Below are 16,903 nucleotides of genomic sequence, written 5' to 3'. Positions count from 1 at the left end.
GTCCTGCAGGACGAAAGCACGCATCAGACGCCCCTCGCGCCCACCTTTCACCTGTGTGGGATGGGTCCCGCTGCCTTGCCTGCCCGGTAGTGGGTGACCCAAGCCGAGGGAGTCTTGCCAAACTGACCGCGGAACCAGCGGGAGAAGTCACTGGCCGTGGAAAAGCCGAGGAGTTCAGCGACTTCGTACAGCTTGCGTTTGCTGTTGGCCAGGTATTCCTCGGCGAGTTCGGCACGCACGGCATCGATGATCGTCGTGACACTCTCGCCCTCGGCCGCCAAGTGGCGGTTGAGGGTGCGCCGATGCATGCCCAGGTGCTGGGCCACCCGGTCCACCGAGCACAGTCCGCTGGGCAGCAGCATCCTGACGATCTGGCGCGCCTGCTGCGCCGGCTCGTCCCGGAGATTGGCCAGTTGCGTGTCCAGCCATCGCCTCACCTCGCGATTCAGCGTCGCATCCGCCGCCGGAATGGGCATGTCCAGGTCGCGGCCGCGGCAAGCGATGGCATTGTGTTCCTGCGAAAACCCGATGGCTGTTCCGAGCACGCGGCGGTGCACTTCCATCCTGGCGGGCGGCTCGTGCGTGAAGCTGATCCTGACCGGCCGGAAGGCATTGCCGCTCAGCACCTTCAGCATGCGCAGTGCGATGCCGGTCGATTGTTCGATGGTCTGGCGCCAGACACCGTGGCGCTGCATATTCACACCCACATGCAGCAGCACGACGACGCCGGCGTCATCGATCCGGAACTGCACGCCGGCGTTGTGCAGCCGCATGTAGCGCACGGAGGACTGCATGGCGGCGCGAAGCGTCGGCTCTTCCCGCATCACCAGCGCCAGCATGCCCAGGTTGGCCAGGCTTCTGGTTTCCGCAAGGAGCAGCCCGAAGGCTTCCTGGCCGGACAGGCGGGCCGACTCCTCCAGCAACCACCCGACCGAATCGGCGCTGATCATCAGGTTCGGATCGTCAAGCACCCGAGCCGGCAGCTTGGCCATCCGCAACATGCGAAACGGATCGAGCCCCACCGAGCGGGCCACGTGTTCGTAATCGGTCAGGCTGGCACTGCGCGTCAAGGATTCCATGAACCGTCACCTGTCCCAAATTCAAAAGAATATGTCCTGCAAAGCATAGCTCCCGCGCGGGGCCGAGGCTATCTTTTGGGGCCAGGAAAATTCAAAAACGGAGTAGACAATGGAAACGAGCGTTGCAACGCAAACCGGCCGGCCGCGCGCCGCGTGGGGGCAGATGGATGCCGACGATGCCGCCGCATTCAATCACTGCTTCGCCGAGGTCAACGGCATTCGCATCCACTACGTGGACGAGGGGCAGGGCCCGTTGGTCATCCTGGTGCATGGTTTTCCCTACCTCTGGTACATGTGGCGGCGCCAGATCTTGGCCTTGGCCGAGGCGGGCTATCGTGTCGTCGTTCCCGATCAGCGCGGATTCGGCCAGACGGACCGGCCGGAGGCCATCGAGGCCTACGACGTCAGTCGGTTGGTTGGAGACATGGTGGGCTTGATGGAAGCCCTGGGCGAAACTTCCGCCACGATCGTCGGGCACGACGTGGGCGCACCTGTGGCGCAAGCGGCGGCCATGCTGCGGCCGGATCTGTTCCACAGCCTCGTGATGCTCAGCACGCCTTTGCCCCCGCGCGGAAGAATCCGCCCGACCGTCGCCTTGCGCGCCATGGCGAAGGGCAAGATGTCCCACCACCTGTACTTCCAGCAGATCGGCAAGCCGGACCGGGAGCTGGCCAGCGACACGCGCAAGACCTTGCGCAGCAGCTACTACTCGGTCTCCGGCAGTGCCGTCGGCGCCGATCGCTGGCGCTTGTTCGTCGAGCCCGATGAGCCGATCCTCAACGCCTTCACCGATCCGAAGGATTTCCCGCCCTGGCTCAGTGCGCGGGCGCTTGACTACTACGTGGCTGAATACACGCGCACCGGATTCACCGGCGCCCTGAACCACTATCGCTGCCGCGACCGGAACTGGGAGATCACGTCGTTCCTGGACGGCGCGGTGATCCGCCAGCCGAGCATGTTCGTCGGTGGCGCGGCCGACCCATCACTCGAGCCGCCCAATGTCCGCCATGTATACGACCAACTCGACGGCTATCTGCCCGGACTGCGCAAGAAGGTGCTGCTGCCCGGCGTGGGCCACGGCGCGGCGGAAGAAAGCGCGGATCAGGTCAATGCGTTGCTGCTCGAATTCCTCGGGCAGCTTCCCTCTCGCTGACCGGCGAGGCTGACGTGGCGGCCAATGCCCAGCTGGACGATTCGGATGGCACGCATCACAACGCTTGAAGCAACCCGTGGACCGGGCGCGGTGCTGGCCGTCATCGTGGTCAGCAACCTGATGATCGTGATCGACGTCTCGATCGCCATCACCGGTCTGCCGAAGATGCGCGAGAGCCTGGACATCTCGGCCGCGCACCTTTCCTGGGTGCACAACGCCTACGCCCTCGCATTCGGCGGCCTGCTGCTGCTCGGCGCGCGTGCCGGCGACATCCTCGGCCGCCGCCGCATGTTCATCGTTGGGCTGGCCCTTTTCACGATGGCGTCGCTGGTGATCGGGCTGGCGCCCTCGGCCGCCTGGCTGCTGGCCGCGCGCGCCGTGCAGGGCGCTGGCGCTGCCGTGCTGGCGCCGTCCACGCTGGCACTGCTGTCGACGAACTTCGCGCCCGGTCCGGCGCGCACCCGTGCCCTGTCGTACTACACGTCAGCGATCGGCGTGGGCGCGACGGCGGGCCTGGTGCTCGGGGGCTTGTTCGCCGATCTGGTGTCCTGGCGGGCAGGCTTTTTCATCAACCTGCCGATCGGCGTGGCCCTCTTCGTGGCGGCCCGCCGCTACCTGGCTGAAACGCCCAAGGCTGCCGGCAAGCTCGACGTCGTCGGCGCGTTCACCTCGACGCTCGGCATGGGTTCACTGGTGTACGGCATCGTGCGCACGGCGGAAGCCGGATGGAGCGACACGATCACGGTCGCTTCCCTGGCGCGGCGGCCATCCTGATCACCGGTTTCATCGTCAACGAGACGCGGGCCGCGCAGCCGATCCTGCCGCTGCGCCTGCTCATGAACCGCCAACGCAGCGGGGCTTACGCAGCGCGCATGCTTTTCCTTGGCGGCATGGCCGGTTTCTGGTTTTTCACGACCCAGTTTTTGCAGGGTGTGCTGGGCTATCGCCCGCTCACCGCTGGCCTGGCCTGGCCTTCCTTCCAGCCACCGTGTTCAATTTTGCCGCCGCGCTACTGGTGCCGAGGCTGACGCGCCGGCTCGGCAATGCGCGCCTGGTGTTCCTCGGCCTCATGCTGGGTATCCTGGGCCTGGCGTGGCTTGGGCAGGCGGGACGGGATGCTCCGTACTGGACTGCCGTGGCGCTGCCGATGGTTCTGATCGGCGTGGCGCAGGGGTTCGTGCTGGCACCGCTGACGGCCGCGGCCGTGGCGGACGTGACCAGCGAAGACGCCGGCGCCGCGTCCGGCCTGGTCAACGTCGCGCATCAACTGGGCGGGTCGCTGGGGCTGGCCGTTCTGGTCCTTGTGTTTGCAGCCGCCGAACCCGCCGGGCTGGCGGGCCCCGAGGCGCTGGCCTACCGTGTTGACGCCGCCATCGGCACCAGCGCGCTGATGCTCCTGGCGGCGCTGGGCGTCTCTTTGGCCACCCTCCATCAGCGGGCCGCGGCTTGCGTGCAGGCCGTGCCTTCGGCGGAGTCCTAACCCGCGGCAGCAGCCAAAGCAGGCCCCCGCGAGAGACAGGCCAAGGCCGGACACAATGCCGAGTCACCTTGCAGCCACGACCGCACCCCGTCGCTCAAGAGGCGCTCGGGCAGCGACGGGATCACCGTGTGCCGTCGTATGCCCAGTGCCCAACGGGCACCCCGAACTCGTCGCGGAACCAGCGCGTGAAGGACTGCGGTGCACTGAAACCCAGCAGCATCGCCAGTTCGTTGCGCGAGCGCGGCGGCCCGGCCAGATAGCGCGGAGCGAGTTCACGCCGGACCTCGCGCATCAGGGCGTTGAACGACGTGGCCTCGTGATCCAGGTGCCGGCGGACCGTCCTCACGTCCATGCCCATCTGCATGGCGATGGTGCCCAGGGAACAGTGCCCGGTTCCCAGCGCCGCCAGGATCAGGCGGCGCACCTGAGCCGTGGTCGACCGGGGAGCTCCGTCGCTCAGCGCCTGCACATAGTCATGCGCATAGCGTCCAAGCTGGGCGCTGGTGGAGAGTGGCCGCTCCAGGTCCGCGCGCTTGAGGACGATGCCGTTGATCGCTTCCTTGAAGCTCGCCCTGTTCGAGAACACGCGCCGGACGGCCCGCAGATCGCGCGGCGCCTCGTGCATGAAGCAGACGCGAACGGGTTCCCAGCCCTCGGGCAGCGCCTGCTTGAGAAAGCGGTACACCACGGTGATCGACAGGCCGAGCGACTGGCGCGTGGGCGAACTGCGCCCCACGTATTCAAAGCACAGGCGGGCCTGCTGCGCGTCCTCTTCCAGCCAGAGCTGGAGGGATTCGTTGTGCAGGTGCATATAGCTGGAGAGCATCTGCAATGACGCGCGCACGTTGCTCTGTTCGCGCACCAGAAAGGCCAGCGGGCCCAGCACGAGGAACGACCTGGACTCGGCCAGCCGCACGCCGAAATCCTCCCAGCCCGAGCGCTCGGCCGAGTTCTCCAGCAGTTGGCCGATGGCCTCGGAAGGCACCTTGAAGTCCGGGTCCTTCAAGCAGGCGGTATCGATCCCGATTTCGCTCAGCATCGCCAGCGGATCGAGCCCGGCGGCTTGCGCCATGGCGGCGTAGTTGGTCAAGGAGGCACTGCGTGAGAGGGGTTTCATGGTTTACCCGAGATGACCGAATATGTTCAGTATATGTCCGTTTATGTTCATTGCGCGATGGCGCAATCCCTATGCTTGAACCCGTTCACAAGCAAACCAGGAGACACCATGACCTTCAGTGATCGCCCCTACGAACATGCCAGCGCCTGGCGAGGCGACACCATGAGCCAGTCCAGCGAATGGATCGTGAGGCTGGACTCGCAGGACAACGAAGCGCTGCATCGCGCGGTATGCGGTGCACGATCGGCCGGCCTCGGCATTCCGGGGCTGCGCCGTTCGAACGTGGACCTCGGGCCGCTGGGCGCCAAGCTGCAGGCCGCGAAACAGGAGATCCTGCAGGGGCGCGGCTTCGTCCTGCTGCGCGGCTTCGACATCGACCGCTATGCGCTGGAGGACGCGGCGCTGGCCTATTGGTGCATCGGCGCCTACCTAGGGCAAGGCGCTGCGCAGAACGCACAGGGCGATGTGCTGGGCCATGTCACGAACCTGGGCGCGGACTATCGGACCGATCCGCGCGCGCGCGGCTATCAGACTCGCCAGAGTCTGCCTTACCACAACGACCTCATGGACATCGTCGGCCTGTTGTGCATTCGTCCGGCCCGGGCAGGTGGCACGTCCCGCATCGTCAGTTCCACGGCGATCCACAACGAGTTGCTCAAGCAGCGCCCGGATCTGCTGCGCCTGGCCTACGAGGACTTCTTCATTGACCGCCGCGGCGAGGCGCCCGACGGCAAGGCACCCTACTATCCCGGTCCGCTGTTTGCCCGCGCCGGCGGCCATCTGTTCGGTCGCTACAACCGGGCCTACATCGAGTCGTCGCAGCGTTTTGCCGAGGTGCCGCGACTGAGTGGCGCGCAGGTCGAGTTGCTCGATTGGATGGATCGCCTGTGCAACGACGAGGCGATGCACCTGTCGATGGAGTTGGCGCGCGGCGACATGCAGTTCATCAGCAACTACACCACGCTGCATTCGCGCACCGACTACGAAGACGACCCGGCTCCCCACCTGCGGCGCCATCTTCTGCGCTTGTGGCTGAACACTGGATTCTTCAAACAACTGCCGCCGTCATACATGCACCGCTACGAAGACACGGTCGCCTGGCAGAAGAATCCACGGCCGCCGATCTTCGACGTTTCGGCGGTGCAGGCGGAGCTGGCTCACTAGCCTTTTCATCCGAAGCCATGAGTCGGAAAGCCATGGGCGCCGTCCCTCGCGCCGTGGCATTGCCGATGGCAACTTGATTGGAGAACGGAAGACCATGCCGAAACTTGAACTCGAATCCCATGCCACCGGAGCAGGCACGGATCTCTCGCGCCGCAAGGTGCTGGCGGCCGGTGCCGCCGCGATGGCGTTGACCGCTTCGCGCGCTTGGTCCGCGGATGCAGCGCCCTGGCCCTCGAAGACCGTGCGGTTGATCGTGCCAGCACCAGCCGGCGGCGTCTCCGACGGGATCGCCCGTCTTCTGGCGGAGCCGATGAGCGCCAACCTGAAGCAGCCCGTGATCGTGGAGAACATGCCCGGAGGAAGCGGCGTCATTGGCTGTCGCGCCGTACTGTCGGCGCCTGCCGACGGACACACGATGCTGGTCATCACGAGCTCCATCCTCGTGGAGGTGCCGCATGTGGTGAAGCTGCCCTACGACCCTATGAAAGATTTCGTGCAGGTGGCCGACATGGTTCGCATGCCGCTGGTGCTGGTCGGCAACGCGGCCTTCCCGGCCAGGAGCTACGATGAACTGGTCGGTGTGCTGAAGGCTCATCCGGGGAAGTACAGCGTGGCGTCGTACAGCACGGGCACGCGCGCGCACTACGCTGCCGTCGCCTTCAATCAGCGCGCGGGGGTGGACCTCCAGCATGTGCCCTACAAGGGATCGGCCCCAGCCGTGGCCGATCTGCTGGCCGGACACGTGCCCCTCGCATTCGAGGCGCTGCCCAATGTTGTCCGTCACATCCAGAGCGGCAAGCTCCGCGCGTACGCCGTTCTGGGGCCGGCGTTGCCCGATCTCCTGCCCGGCGTGCCCAGCCTCGCTGAGAAAGGCTTGCCCGAATTGGCGCTGCCTGGCTGGCAAGGGCTATGGATCTCGTCGGCAACACCCGCGCCGTTGACGCAGCGTATCCATGAGGAGGTCGTCAAGGCCTTCGCGTCCTCGCGCGCGCGCCAACAACTGGCAGGCCAAGGCTATGAGTTTTCGGCGCCCGCCAATCTGGCCGAACAGAAGCAGGCCTTCACCGAGGCCTTCGAGCGCAACGCCAAGATCGTCCAGAAGTTTTCCATCCGAGCCGATTGATGGACGGTGAAGCGCTGAAGTTCCAACTGCACATGAAGGAAAAGTATGGCTACCTCCACCGCACGCGCGGGTCTTCAATTGCGCTCACTGGTCCACCCGCGCAGCAAGCTGGAGCTTTTCACTGTTGAGCCTCGCGACCCCGGTCCCAGCGCCTGATGTGATGGCTGCCTATGCCAAGCGTGCTGCTGGCGAGAAACACCTGATCAATCCGAACATGGACGTGGCCTTGCAAGGTACGTGACAACATGATGGCCACCCCTGGAACAACCGCCTCTGGTTCGTCTACGCGACCCTACCTGCACCCTTCCGCCTGGAAAGGCGAGGATCTCTCCGATCGCGGCGACTGGGTCATTCATCTCGATGCGGACGACATTGCCGAGCTCGAATCGGCCCTCGCGTTCGTCAAGTCGCGGGCCCTCGGCATTCCCGGGCTTTCCAGGAATGACTTCGTCATGCCCGGCCTTGCCAGGAAGATGAGTGCCGTCCTGCATCAACTGGAAGACGGGCGCGGGTTCGTCCTGCTTCGCGGCCTGCCCGTCGGCCGCTATTCGAAGGCGGACGCTGCAACCATCTACTGGGGTATCGGAGCGCATCTCGGCCAGGCCTTTGCGCAGAATGCCCAGGGCGACATGCTCGGCCACGTGCGGGATCTGGGCGCGAACCTGAAAACCGAGATGCGCGCGCGTGGGTACCACACGAGACTGCATCTTCCCTTCCACAACGACTCCACCGACGTCGTCGGCTTGTTGTGCCTGCGGAAAGCGAAGTCGGGCGGCGCCTCCCGCATCGTCAGTTCCGCCGCGATCCACAACGAGTTCTTGATCCGGCGTCCCGACCTGTGGGCGGTGATGTGTGAACCCTTTTGTGTGGACCGCCGCGGTGAGGAAAACCCCGGCCAGAAGCCGTATTACGTGACGCCATGCTTCAACCATCTGGATGGTCGGTTGTTCATTCGCTACAACCGCACGTACATCGAATCCGCACAACGTTTCGCGGAGGTGCCACGCCTGAGCCCGGCGCAGGTGGAGGCGCTCGATCTGATGGACTCGCTGTGCAACGATCCGGCGTTTTATATGGACATGTCCTTCGAGCCCGGCGACATGCAGTTCCTGAACAACTACGTGGTGCTGCATTCACGCGGCGACTATGAGGACTGGCCCGAGGTCGAGCGCAAGCGGCATCTGCTGCGACTGTGGTTGCGGACGCCGGGCTTTAGCCGCTTGCCGGCGCCCTTCGCAGATCGCAACGCCGACATGACGGCCTGGCAGCGGCACCCGCGTCCCCCGGTGTTCGACACGTCTGAAATCAAGGCCGAGCTCGCGCATTGAGCTTTGCTCTCCACGAGAAGGATCCGCCAGCCGAGCATGTTCATCGGCGGTGCTGCCGACCCTTCGCTCGAACCGATCGAATTCCGAGGTCGCTACGACCAGCTTGACAGCTATCTGCCCGGACTGCGGAACAAGGTGCTGCTGCCCGGCGTGGGCCACAGCGCGGCGGAAGAGAGCGTGGATCAGGTCAACGCATTGCTTCTGGGATTCCTCAGGCACCGAGAACTCCAAGGCCTGCTCATCAAATGAGCCATGCGACAGCAGCAGCCAGATGCATGGAAGGAGCGCAGCGGCTGCCTTGTCGTTGCGTGTGTCCCTGGCGGGGGGCACCGACGTGTTCGGCCCTGCCGGGCAACAGGTCTTGGACTTGTGCCCATTGGCTTATCTGTCAAGGCGTATCTGCGACTGGTGCTCCTGATCACGAAGCAGCATCCGAATTTGACGGCACGTGTACGCCGGCACGGAGATATCGAAACATGAAACCGCGTCTTTGCGCCCAGGGCGGCGTTGCAAATCCTCGCGATACCGCCCGGTATCGCCGCGGTTCGTGCCTTGCCCTGAACGCAAATCCATCGGTTTCATTGTGTTCCGATATCTCCGTGCCGGCGTACTAGGCGCGGTACAGCCAAGGCACGTCCAGCACCTTGTCGCCCAGCAGCCGGATCGACATGTCGCGCCCCAGGCGCACCAGCCCGATGGCGTGGAAGACCCGCCCGTTGCGCACCGAGCGCGCCTGCACGCGCGCGCAGCGCTGCCAGCGCGCCAGGGCGTAGCGCTGCAGGCGCGTGGGCACGTCCACGGCGTCCATGGCCAGCGCGTGGGCCAGCGCGGCGGCATCCTCGATCGCCATGCCGGCGCCCTGGGCCAGGTACGGCCGCATGGGGTGCGCGGCGTCGCCCGCCAGCGCCACCAGGCCGCGCGCCATCTGGTGGGGGCCGCTGACGGCGGGGCGGTCGGCCAGCGCCCACAGGCGCCAGGCGTGCGCGTTCAGCGTGGCCCGGGGCGCGGCATCGACCAGCTCGCGCAGCGGCGCGCAGACGGCGCCCAGGGCGTGCCGCAGCCCGGCGGCGTGGGCTTCGTGGTCCCAGTCCTGCGCCTCGCCGGCCACCGCGCCGTGCACGATGGCGACCACGTTCATGGCCTCGCCGCGCCGCACCGGGTACTGCACCACGTGCAGGCGCGGGCCGAGCCACGCGGTGACCTGTGGGCCGCGCAGGGCCGGCGGCAGCGCCGCCGTCCGCAGCATGGCGCGGTAGGCCAGGTGGCCGGTGGCGCGCGGCGGGCCGTCGCTCAGCAGTTGCTGGCGCACGCGGCTCCACAGGCCGTCGGCGCCCAGCAGCGCGTCGCCCTCCACCTCCAGGCCACGCGCGGTCTTCAGGCGCACCGCTTGGCCGTCGTCGGCGAAGGCGTCCAGGCCCTGGTCCAGCCCGATGTGCACGCCGGCCTGCTCCTCGGCGGCGCGGCGCAGCAGCGCGTGCAGGTCGGCGCGGTGGACGGTGGCGTACGGCGCGCCGTAGCGCTGCAGCGCGCGCGCGCCCAGCGGCAGCACGCCCAGTTCAGCGCCGCTGAGGGCGCAGCGCACCTGCAGCCGGTCAGGGAACGCGGCCACGGCGCGCAGGCCGTCCTCCAACCCCCAGCCGTGCAGGATGCGGGTGGCGTTGGGGCCGAGCTGGATGCCGGCGCCGACCTCGGTGAACGCGGGCGCGCGCTCGTACAGGCGCACCGCCCAGCCAGCGCGCGCGACGGCGAGCGCCGCCGCCAGGCCGCCCATGCCGCCGCCGGCGATCAATAACTGTGGGGTCACCATGGCCGGCATTGTGCCGTCGCGCCGAGGCCCGCCCATATGCGCCGGCCCCACATGCGCGTTTTCAAGCCAAATACGGCATTGGCCCGCGTGGTTTCTGTATCAGCAGCTATCAAATTAGAAGCTGACCGGCGCCTGCCGCGCCACGCGGCCGGGACGTCAGGCCAGCTTGAACGGCAGTTCGCGCGGCACCTTGCCGGTCAGGCGCGCCACCGCGTTGGCGAAGGCGGGCGCCAGCGGCGGCACGCCGGGCTCGCCCATGCCGGTGGGCGCCTCGGCACTGGGAACGATGTGCACCGCGATGGCGGGCATGTCGGTGAGGCGGGCCACCGTGTAGTCGTTGAAGTTGCCCTGCTCGACCACGCCGTCCTTCAGGGTGATGGCAGCGCCGGGCAGGCACATGCCCAGGCCCATCAGCGCCCCGCCCTCCACCTGCGCCTGCACGCTGCGCGGGTTGACGGCGAGGTTGCAGTGCACGCCCGCGGTGACGGCGTGCAGCTTGGGAACCCCATCGGTCACGGAAGCCTCGACCACGTAGGCCACCACCGAGCTGAAGGACTCGTGCACCGCCACGCCCCAGGCGCGGCCGGCCGGCAGCTGGCGCTTGCCGTAGCCTGACTTCTCGACCGCGAGCTGCAGCACGGCCTTGTGGCGCGGGTGCTTGTCGCCGATCAGGCGCAGGCGGTATTCGACCGGGTCCTGCTTCGTGGCGCGGGCGATCTCGTCGATCAGCGTCTCCATCACATACGCGGTGTGGGTGGAGCCCACGCTGCGCCACCACAGCACCGGCACGTTGTCTTCGGGGTGGTGCACCGACAGGCGCATGGGCAGCGGGTACGGTTCCTTCATGCCCTCGACCGCAGTGGCATCGACGCCGTTCTTGATCATAAAGCGCTCGAACGGCGATCCCTTGGTGATGGACTGGCCGACGATGACGTGGTCCCAGGCCAGCACCTTGCCCTGGTCGTCGAAGCCGATTTCGGCGCGGTGCAGGTGCATGGGGCGGTAGTAGCCACCCTTGACGTCGTCCTCGCGGCTCCACACCATGCGCACCGGCGCGTCGATGCCGGCCGCGCGCGCGGCCTTGGCGATGCCGCAGGCCTCGACCACGTAGTCGCTGGTGGGAATGGCGCGGCGCCCGAAACCGCCGCCGGCCATCTGCACGTGGATGGCGATGTTCTGCGGCGGCAGCCCCAGCACGCGCGCGGCGGCCATCGTGTCCAGGCCGGGGGCCTGGGAGCCCAGCCACAGCTCGGCCCGGGCGGCCGCGCCCTCGCCCGTCAGGCGGACGGTGCAGTTGAGCGGCTCCATCGGCGTGTGCGCCAGGTAGGGGAAAAGGTATTCGGCGCTGATCTTGCGGGGCGCGGCGGCCAGCCCGGAGACGTCGGCGTCGTACTTGAGGGCACCGGGCTTGCGCGCCAGCTCGCGGTACTGGGCGAGCTGCGCGGCGGTGTCCACCTTGCCGACGGCGGACGTGTCCCACGCGACCTTCAGCGCGTCGCGGCCCTGCTTGGCGGGCCAGTAGCCGTCGGCCACCACGACGACGGCCTCGCCCCCGCGGTCGATTGGCACGCGCAGCACGGCGCGTACGCCCCGGATGGCCTTGGCCGCGCTGTCGTCCACCGACTGCACCTTGCCGCCGAAGACGGGCGGGCGGGCCGCGACGGCGGTGAGCATGCCGGGCAGCCGGGTGTCGATGCCGTAGGACTGCCCGCCGCTGGACTTGGCGCGCGCGTCCAGGCGCCCGGTCGCGTGGCCGATCAGGCGGAACTGCCTGGGGTCCTTCAGGGCGACGGTCTGCGGCACCGGCAGCTTCATGGCCGCCTCGGCCAGCTCGCCATAGCCCAGCTTGCGGCCGCCCGGGCCGACGACCTGCCCGGCCTCGGTGCGCAGCGCGTCGGCGCCCACCCCCCACTGCTGGGCGGCGGCGGCCACCAGCATGGCGCGGGTGCGCGCGCCCAGTTCGCGGTACTGCGTGTAGGAGTTCTTGATGGCGGTCGAACCGCCGGTGAGATGCAAGCCCATCACCGGATCGACGTAGGCCGGGTTGGCATTGCCGTGGACGCTGCGTACCTTGGCCCAGTCGGCGTCCAGCTCTTCGGCCAGCGCCATCGGCAGGCCGGTCTGCACGCCCTGGCCCATGTCCAGCCGGTTGACGGTGACGGTGACGGTGCCGTCACGGTCGATCCTGACGAAGGCGGCGGGCTGCTGCGTGGGCTTGAGGCCGTCGGCGGGCTGGGCGGCGGCTTGCGCCAGCGCGCCCGCCGGGAAAGCGCCCAGCGCGAAGCCCGAGGCCGTCGCCACCTTGAGGAAGGTGCGGCGGCCCACGCCGGCGCCCGGCTCGGTGGAGGCCGGCGGCGGCGGGTTGGCGTTCTCGATCAGTGTCTGCAGGCCCTGCGGCAGGTGGCGGAGCGTATCGGCGTCGATGTGCATGGTGGTGTCTCCTGGCGCCGGATCAGGATGCGAGCGACCTGGCCGCGTCGTGGATGGCCGTGCGGATGCGCGCGTAGGTGCCGCAGCGGCAGATGTTGCCGGCCATGGCGCCGTCGATGTCCGCGTCGGTCGGGGTCCGGTTGGACTTGAGCAGCGCGGCGGCGCTCATGATCTGGCCGCTCTGGCAGTAGCCGCACTGGGCCACGTCGTGGCGCACCCAGGCGTCTTCCACCGCCTTGCCCACCCGGTCGGTGGCCTGCGCCTCGATGGTGCTGATCTGCTGCCCCTCGGCGGCCGAGATCGGCGTGACGCACGAGCGGATGGCCTGCCCGTTCAGGTACACCGTGCAGGCGCCGCACAGGGCCATGCCGCAGCCGAACTTGGTGCCGGTCAGGCCCAGCGTGTCGCGCAGGGTCCAGAGGATGGGGGTGGAGGGATCGACATCGGCCGATGCCGGCTTGCCATTGAGGGTGAAGTTGACGGCCATGGATGAGGGCTCTTGGAAGTTGTCGTGGGAGGGAAGTGATCGGTCACGCCAGCAACTGGCGCAGCACGTAGGGAAGGATACCGCCGCTGGTGAAGTAATCCACCTCGATCGGCGTGTCGATGCGCAGCGTGAGGGTCACCTCCTGCCGCGAACCGTCGGCGCGGGTGACGACCAGCCGGGCCTCGCTCTGCGGCGCCAGGTCGGCTGCCGGGATGACGTCGATCAACTCCTCGCCGCGCAGGCCCAGGCTCTCCCACGAGTCGCCGGGCTTGAACTGCAGCGGCAGCACGCCCATGCCGACCAGGTTGCTGCGGTGGATGCGCTCGAAGCTCTTGGCCACCACGGCCTTGATGCCCAGCAACTGCGTGCCCTTGGCCGCCCAGTCGCGGCTGGAGCCGGTGCCGTACTCCTCGCCAGCGAAGATCACCGTGGGCACGCTGGCGGCGATGTAGTCCATGGCGGCGTCGTAGATGAACTTCTTCTCGCCCGAGGGCTGGGCCAGCGTCACGCCACCCTCCTCGCGGCTGCCGCCGGGCTGCGGCGGGATCATCAGGTTCTTGATGCGCACGTTGGCGAAGGTGCCGCGCATCATCACCTCGTGGTTGCCGCGGCGCGAGCCGTAGCTGTTGAAGTCGGCTTTCGTGACGCCGTGCGCCAGCAGCCACTGGCCGGCGGGGGAGCTGTCCTTGATGCTGCCGGCGGGCGAGATGTGGTCGGTGGTGATCGAGTCGCCGAACAGCGCCATGATGCGCGCGCCGCGCACAGAGTATGGGTCATTCTGGGCCTCATCCCGCGCGTATCCTGCGCTGGAAGCTACTGAATCGATAGTGAACTGCTCGAAGAAAGGCGGCTCGGCGATGTAGGTGCTGAGAGGCCAGTTGTAGACCTGGCCGGTCACGCCCTCGATGCGCTCCCACAACTCGCCGGGCTCGGTGCGCACCTTGGCGTAGTTGGCGCGGAAGGCCTTGCCCTTCATGGCGTACTTCAGCAGCTTCTGGATCTCGTCGCTGGTGGGCCAGATTTCGCCCAGGTACACGTCGCTCCCGCCCTTGCCCTGGCCGACGGGCTGGGTCATCAGGTCGACCATGACGTTGCCGGCGATGGCGTAGGCCACCACCAGCGGCGGGCTGGCGAGGAAGTTGGCCTTCAGGTTGGGGTGGATGCGCGCCTCGAAGTTGCGGTTGCCCGACAGCACGGCGGCGCACACGAGGTCGTTCTCGGTGATGGCCTCGTTGATCTCGGGCGCCAGGTCGCCCGCGTTGCCGATGCAGGTGGTGCAGCCGTAGCCGGCGACGGCGAAGCCGAGCTGCTCCAGGTAGGGCAGCAGGCCAGTCTCGGTGAGGTATTCGGTGACGATGCGCGAGCCCGGCGCCAGCGAGGTCTTGATGTGCGGCTTGACCTTCAGCCCCGCATCCACCGCCTTCCTGGCCAGCAGGCCGGCGGCCAGCAGCACACTGGGGTTGCTGGTGTTGGTGCAACTGGTGATGGCGGCGATCAGCACGTCGCCGTTGCCCAGCGAATAGCCCGTGGGCGAGATGGGCGGCACCACGGCGGCCTCGGCCCGCGCGGAGGCCAGGGTGGGCTTGTTGGCCTCCATCTCCACCACGTCGCGCGGCGCGCCAGCGGGCGTGGGGCACATCGCGGGCGCCTCCTCGGACGGATCGGGCTCGTTGTCGCGCGCGACGTTCACGCGCAGGTGCAGGGCCTCGGCCGGGCGGTTGAAGCCGTTTTCCTCCATGGGCTTCGAGAACAGCGCCTTGAACTGCTCGGCGACACGGCCGATCTCGATGCGGTCCTGCGGGCGCTTGGGGCCGGCCAGGCTGGGGGTGACCTGGCCGAGGTCGAGCCTGACGACCTGCGAGTAGTCGATCTCGCCGGCGCGCGGCACGCCGAACAGGCCCTGGGCGCGGAAGTAGGCTTCGAACGCCTCGATCTCACCCTTGGTGCGGCCGGTGCCCTCGAAGTATTCGATGGTGCGCTCATCGACCGGGAAGAAGCCCATGGTGGCGCCGTATTCGGGCGCCATGTTGCCGATGGTGGCGCGGTCGGGCAGGCTGAGCGTGCGCGTGCCCTCGCCGAAGAATTCGACGAACTTGCCCACCACCTTCTCCTTGCGCAGCAGCTCGGTCACGGTCAGCACCAGGTCGGTGGCGGTGCAGCCCTCGCGCAGGCGGCCCGTCAGCTCGAAGCCCACCACGTCGGGCGTGAGGAAGTACACCGGCTGGCCCAGCATGGCGGCCTCGGCCTCGATGCCGCCCACGCCCCAGCCGACCACGCCGATGCCGTTGATCATGGTGGTGTGGCTGTCGGTGCCCACCAGCGTGTCGGGGTAAACCACGCCGTCGGCTCGCCGGTGCACGCCGCGCGCCAGGTATTCGAGGTTGACCTGGTGCACGATGCCAAAGCCCGGCGGCACGACGCCGAAGGTGTCGAACGCCTGCATGCCCCACTTCATGAATTCGTAGCGCTCGCGGTTGCGCTGGAACTCCAGCTTCATGTTCAGGTCGAGCGCGTTCTTGCGGCCGTAGTAGTCGACCATGATCGAATGGTCCACCACCAGGTCGACGGGCACCAGCGGCTCGATCTTCTTCGGATCCTGGCCCAGGCGCTGGGCGGTGGAGCGCATGGCCGCCAGGTCGGCCAGCAGCGGCACGCCGGTGAAGTCCTGCAGCACCACGCGGGCGACGGTGAAGGGAATTTCGTCGGTGCGCGGCGCGTTGGGCTGCCAGTTGGCCAGTTGCGCGACGTGCTCGGCCGTCACCTTGCGGCCGTCGCAGTGGCGCAGCACCGATTCCAGCACGATGCGGATCGACACCGGCAGGCGCTTGATGCCGGGGAACCGCCGGGCCAGCGCGGGCAGCGAGAACAGTTGGCCCGTTTTGCCGGACGCGGTCTCGAAGGACTTAAGGGTGGCGGCGAAGGCGTGGGGGTGGCGGGAAGCGGCCATGGCGTTCTCCTTCTGGATCAAGCCATTGTGGCAGGCCCACCGCCAGCCCGCCACCGTTTCCGCCGACAACCCTGATTTTGAATAGAATTGGTACGCAACCCTTCTCAGTATTATGTCATACGCTATTGATAAAGTAGCAAATGGTGACTGAGAAAGTCGATATTCCCCACTCGGCGGACGCTATTTCTTCGTTCCGGGCTTGGCCGGCGCCTCGCCCCCGGATTGGTTCAGCGGCAGCACCTGCCCGCAGTCACTGCGCAGGAACTTCATCCGCGTCTCCACCACCATATTTTGCCGTGCGCCAGCCGCGTTGGTGCCGACGGTTTCCATCTTCGTGGTGACCTGATCCCCCGCGAACACAACCTCTCCCTTGCCGGTCAGATCGCGGCCGTCCTGCTTGCAGACCATCTCGAAATTGATGTGGTTGCCACTGCGGGTCAGCTTGGGAGACTCGCACTCGGCGCGCGGAGGCCGCGGAATCATGACGTGGTCGCGCGCGGCCATGTCGGCGCTGATGCACATGGGCCTTGTCAACGGATCCCCGCTCCCCTGGGTCAGCAAGGCTTCCATCTTCTTGCGCTGCTCGGGCGGTATGCTGGTCTGGGATTTCTTGAGCCGCTCCCATGCGGCGATCGTCTGGGGCACCATGTCCTCGCCATTCACCAGCATGCGGACGATGCGCGTCTCCCACAGGCCGGGCTTGATGCCGCCCTGCGCATGGACAGCGCCGGCGGTGAACAGGGCCAGTAGAACGGCCAGGGTTCTGATCTTCATGGTCTTTCCTTCAA

General features: G+C 67.4%; 15 protein-coding genes. 8 read left to right on the top strand and 7 right to left on the bottom strand.

All coding sequences use genetic code 11. The annotated features are described in order from the left end of the window. Window positions 1-47 precede the first annotated feature (47 nt). Window positions 48-1,079 carry an AraC family transcriptional regulator gene (locus IPG65_RS15255; protein ID WP_293191397.1) on the bottom strand — a complete coding sequence of 344 codons (1,032 nt, stop codon included), beginning with the start codon at window positions 1,077-1,079 and terminating at the stop codon, window positions 48-50. Window positions 1,080-1,188: 109 nt separating this feature from the next. Here IPG65_RS15255 and IPG65_RS15250 point away from each other — a divergent pair, with 109 nt between their 5' ends. Genes IPG65_RS15250 through IPG65_RS19400 form a run of 4 tightly spaced genes read left to right on the top strand, consistent with a single transcriptional unit; the run spans window position 1,189 to window position 3,712 of the window. Beyond that, a complete protein-coding gene (locus IPG65_RS15250; RefSeq protein WP_293191395.1) occupies window positions 1,189-2,232 on the top strand; it encodes an alpha/beta hydrolase in 1,044 nt (347 codons plus the stop codon). Window positions 2,233-2,277: 45 nt separating this feature from the next. After that, on the top strand, window positions 2,278-3,006 hold the full coding sequence (locus IPG65_RS19410) for an MFS transporter (protein ID WP_366932137.1): 729 nt from the start codon (window positions 2,278-2,280) through the stop codon (window positions 3,004-3,006). Next, on the top strand, window positions 2,958-3,260 hold the full coding sequence (locus IPG65_RS19405; RefSeq protein WP_366932153.1) for a hypothetical protein: 303 nt from the start codon (window positions 2,958-2,960) through the stop codon (window positions 3,258-3,260). The genes IPG65_RS19410 and IPG65_RS19405 overlap by 49 nt, the downstream gene beginning before the upstream one ends. Continuing rightward, on the top strand, window positions 3,200-3,712 hold the full coding sequence (locus tag IPG65_RS19400) for an MFS transporter (protein WP_366819839.1): 513 nt from the start codon (window positions 3,200-3,202) through the stop codon (window positions 3,710-3,712). Before IPG65_RS19405 ends, IPG65_RS19400 begins: the two co-directional genes overlap by 61 nt. A 121-nt stretch (window positions 3,713-3,833) precedes the next feature. Here the strand turns inward: IPG65_RS19400 and IPG65_RS15240 are convergent, their stop codons facing one another. After that, window positions 3,834-4,784, bottom strand: a complete 951-nt coding sequence (locus IPG65_RS15240; RefSeq protein ID WP_293191393.1) for an AraC family transcriptional regulator — start codon at window positions 4,782-4,784, stop codon at window positions 3,834-3,836. A 153-nt stretch (window positions 4,785-4,937) separates the two neighbouring features. On the opposite strand from IPG65_RS15240, the gene IPG65_RS15235 reads away from it, so the two are divergent. From IPG65_RS15235 to IPG65_RS15220, 4 genes are all read left to right on the top strand, one after another. Beyond that, complete coding sequence (locus IPG65_RS15235) at window positions 4,938-5,993, top strand: TauD/TfdA family dioxygenase (RefSeq protein WP_293191390.1); 1,056 nt, start codon at window positions 4,938-4,940, stop codon at window positions 5,991-5,993. Window positions 5,994-6,087: 94 nt separating this feature from the next. Beyond that, the gene (locus IPG65_RS15230) at window positions 6,088-7,116 is read left to right on the top strand and encodes a tripartite tricarboxylate transporter substrate binding protein (protein ID WP_293191388.1); all 1,029 of its coding nucleotides are present in this window, start codon (window positions 6,088-6,090) and stop codon (window positions 7,114-7,116) included. A 245-nt stretch (window positions 7,117-7,361) separates the two neighbouring features. Then, window positions 7,362-8,444: a TauD/TfdA family dioxygenase gene (locus IPG65_RS15225; protein WP_293191386.1), complete on the top strand. Its 1,083-nt coding sequence runs from the start codon at window positions 7,362-7,364 to the stop codon at window positions 8,442-8,444. A gap of 36 nt (window positions 8,445-8,480) precedes the next feature. Continuing rightward, window positions 8,481-8,693, top strand: a complete 213-nt coding sequence (locus IPG65_RS15220; protein ID WP_293191384.1) for a hypothetical protein — start codon at window positions 8,481-8,483, stop codon at window positions 8,691-8,693. A gap of 361 nt (window positions 8,694-9,054) precedes the next feature. Here IPG65_RS15220 and IPG65_RS15215 read toward each other — a convergent pair whose 3' ends face one another. The 5 genes from IPG65_RS15215 to IPG65_RS15195 form a co-directional block, all read right to left on the bottom strand. Next, a complete protein-coding gene (locus IPG65_RS15215) occupies window positions 9,055-10,248 on the bottom strand; it encodes an FAD-dependent monooxygenase (protein WP_293193011.1) in 1,194 nt (397 codons plus the stop codon). Between the two features lie 159 nt (window positions 10,249-10,407). Further along, the gene (locus tag IPG65_RS15210) at window positions 10,408-12,681 is read right to left on the bottom strand and encodes a xanthine dehydrogenase family protein molybdopterin-binding subunit (protein WP_293191382.1); all 2,274 of its coding nucleotides are present in this window, start codon (window positions 12,679-12,681) and stop codon (window positions 10,408-10,410) included. A gap of 22 nt (window positions 12,682-12,703) precedes the next feature. Continuing rightward, window positions 12,704-13,168 carry a (2Fe-2S)-binding protein gene (locus IPG65_RS15205; RefSeq protein ID WP_293191380.1) on the bottom strand — a complete coding sequence of 155 codons (465 nt, stop codon included), beginning with the start codon at window positions 13,166-13,168 and terminating at the stop codon, window positions 12,704-12,706. 43 nt (window positions 13,169-13,211) lie between these two features. Next, on the bottom strand, window positions 13,212-16,115 hold the full coding sequence (locus IPG65_RS15200; protein ID WP_293191377.1) for an aconitate hydratase: 2,904 nt from the start codon (window positions 16,113-16,115) through the stop codon (window positions 13,212-13,214). A gap of 180 nt (window positions 16,116-16,295) precedes the next feature. After that, a complete protein-coding gene (locus IPG65_RS15195; RefSeq protein WP_293191374.1) occupies window positions 16,296-16,889 on the bottom strand; it encodes a DUF3617 domain-containing protein in 594 nt (197 codons plus the stop codon). Window positions 16,890-16,903: the final 14 nt, after the last annotated feature.

This window comes from Ottowia sp. (genome assembly GCF_016703145.1).
GTDB lineage: Bacteria > Pseudomonadota > Gammaproteobacteria > Burkholderiales > Burkholderiaceae_C > Ottowia.
Note: the sequence above shows the minus strand (reverse complement) of the source record. Positions and strands in the feature narration are given on the sequence as shown.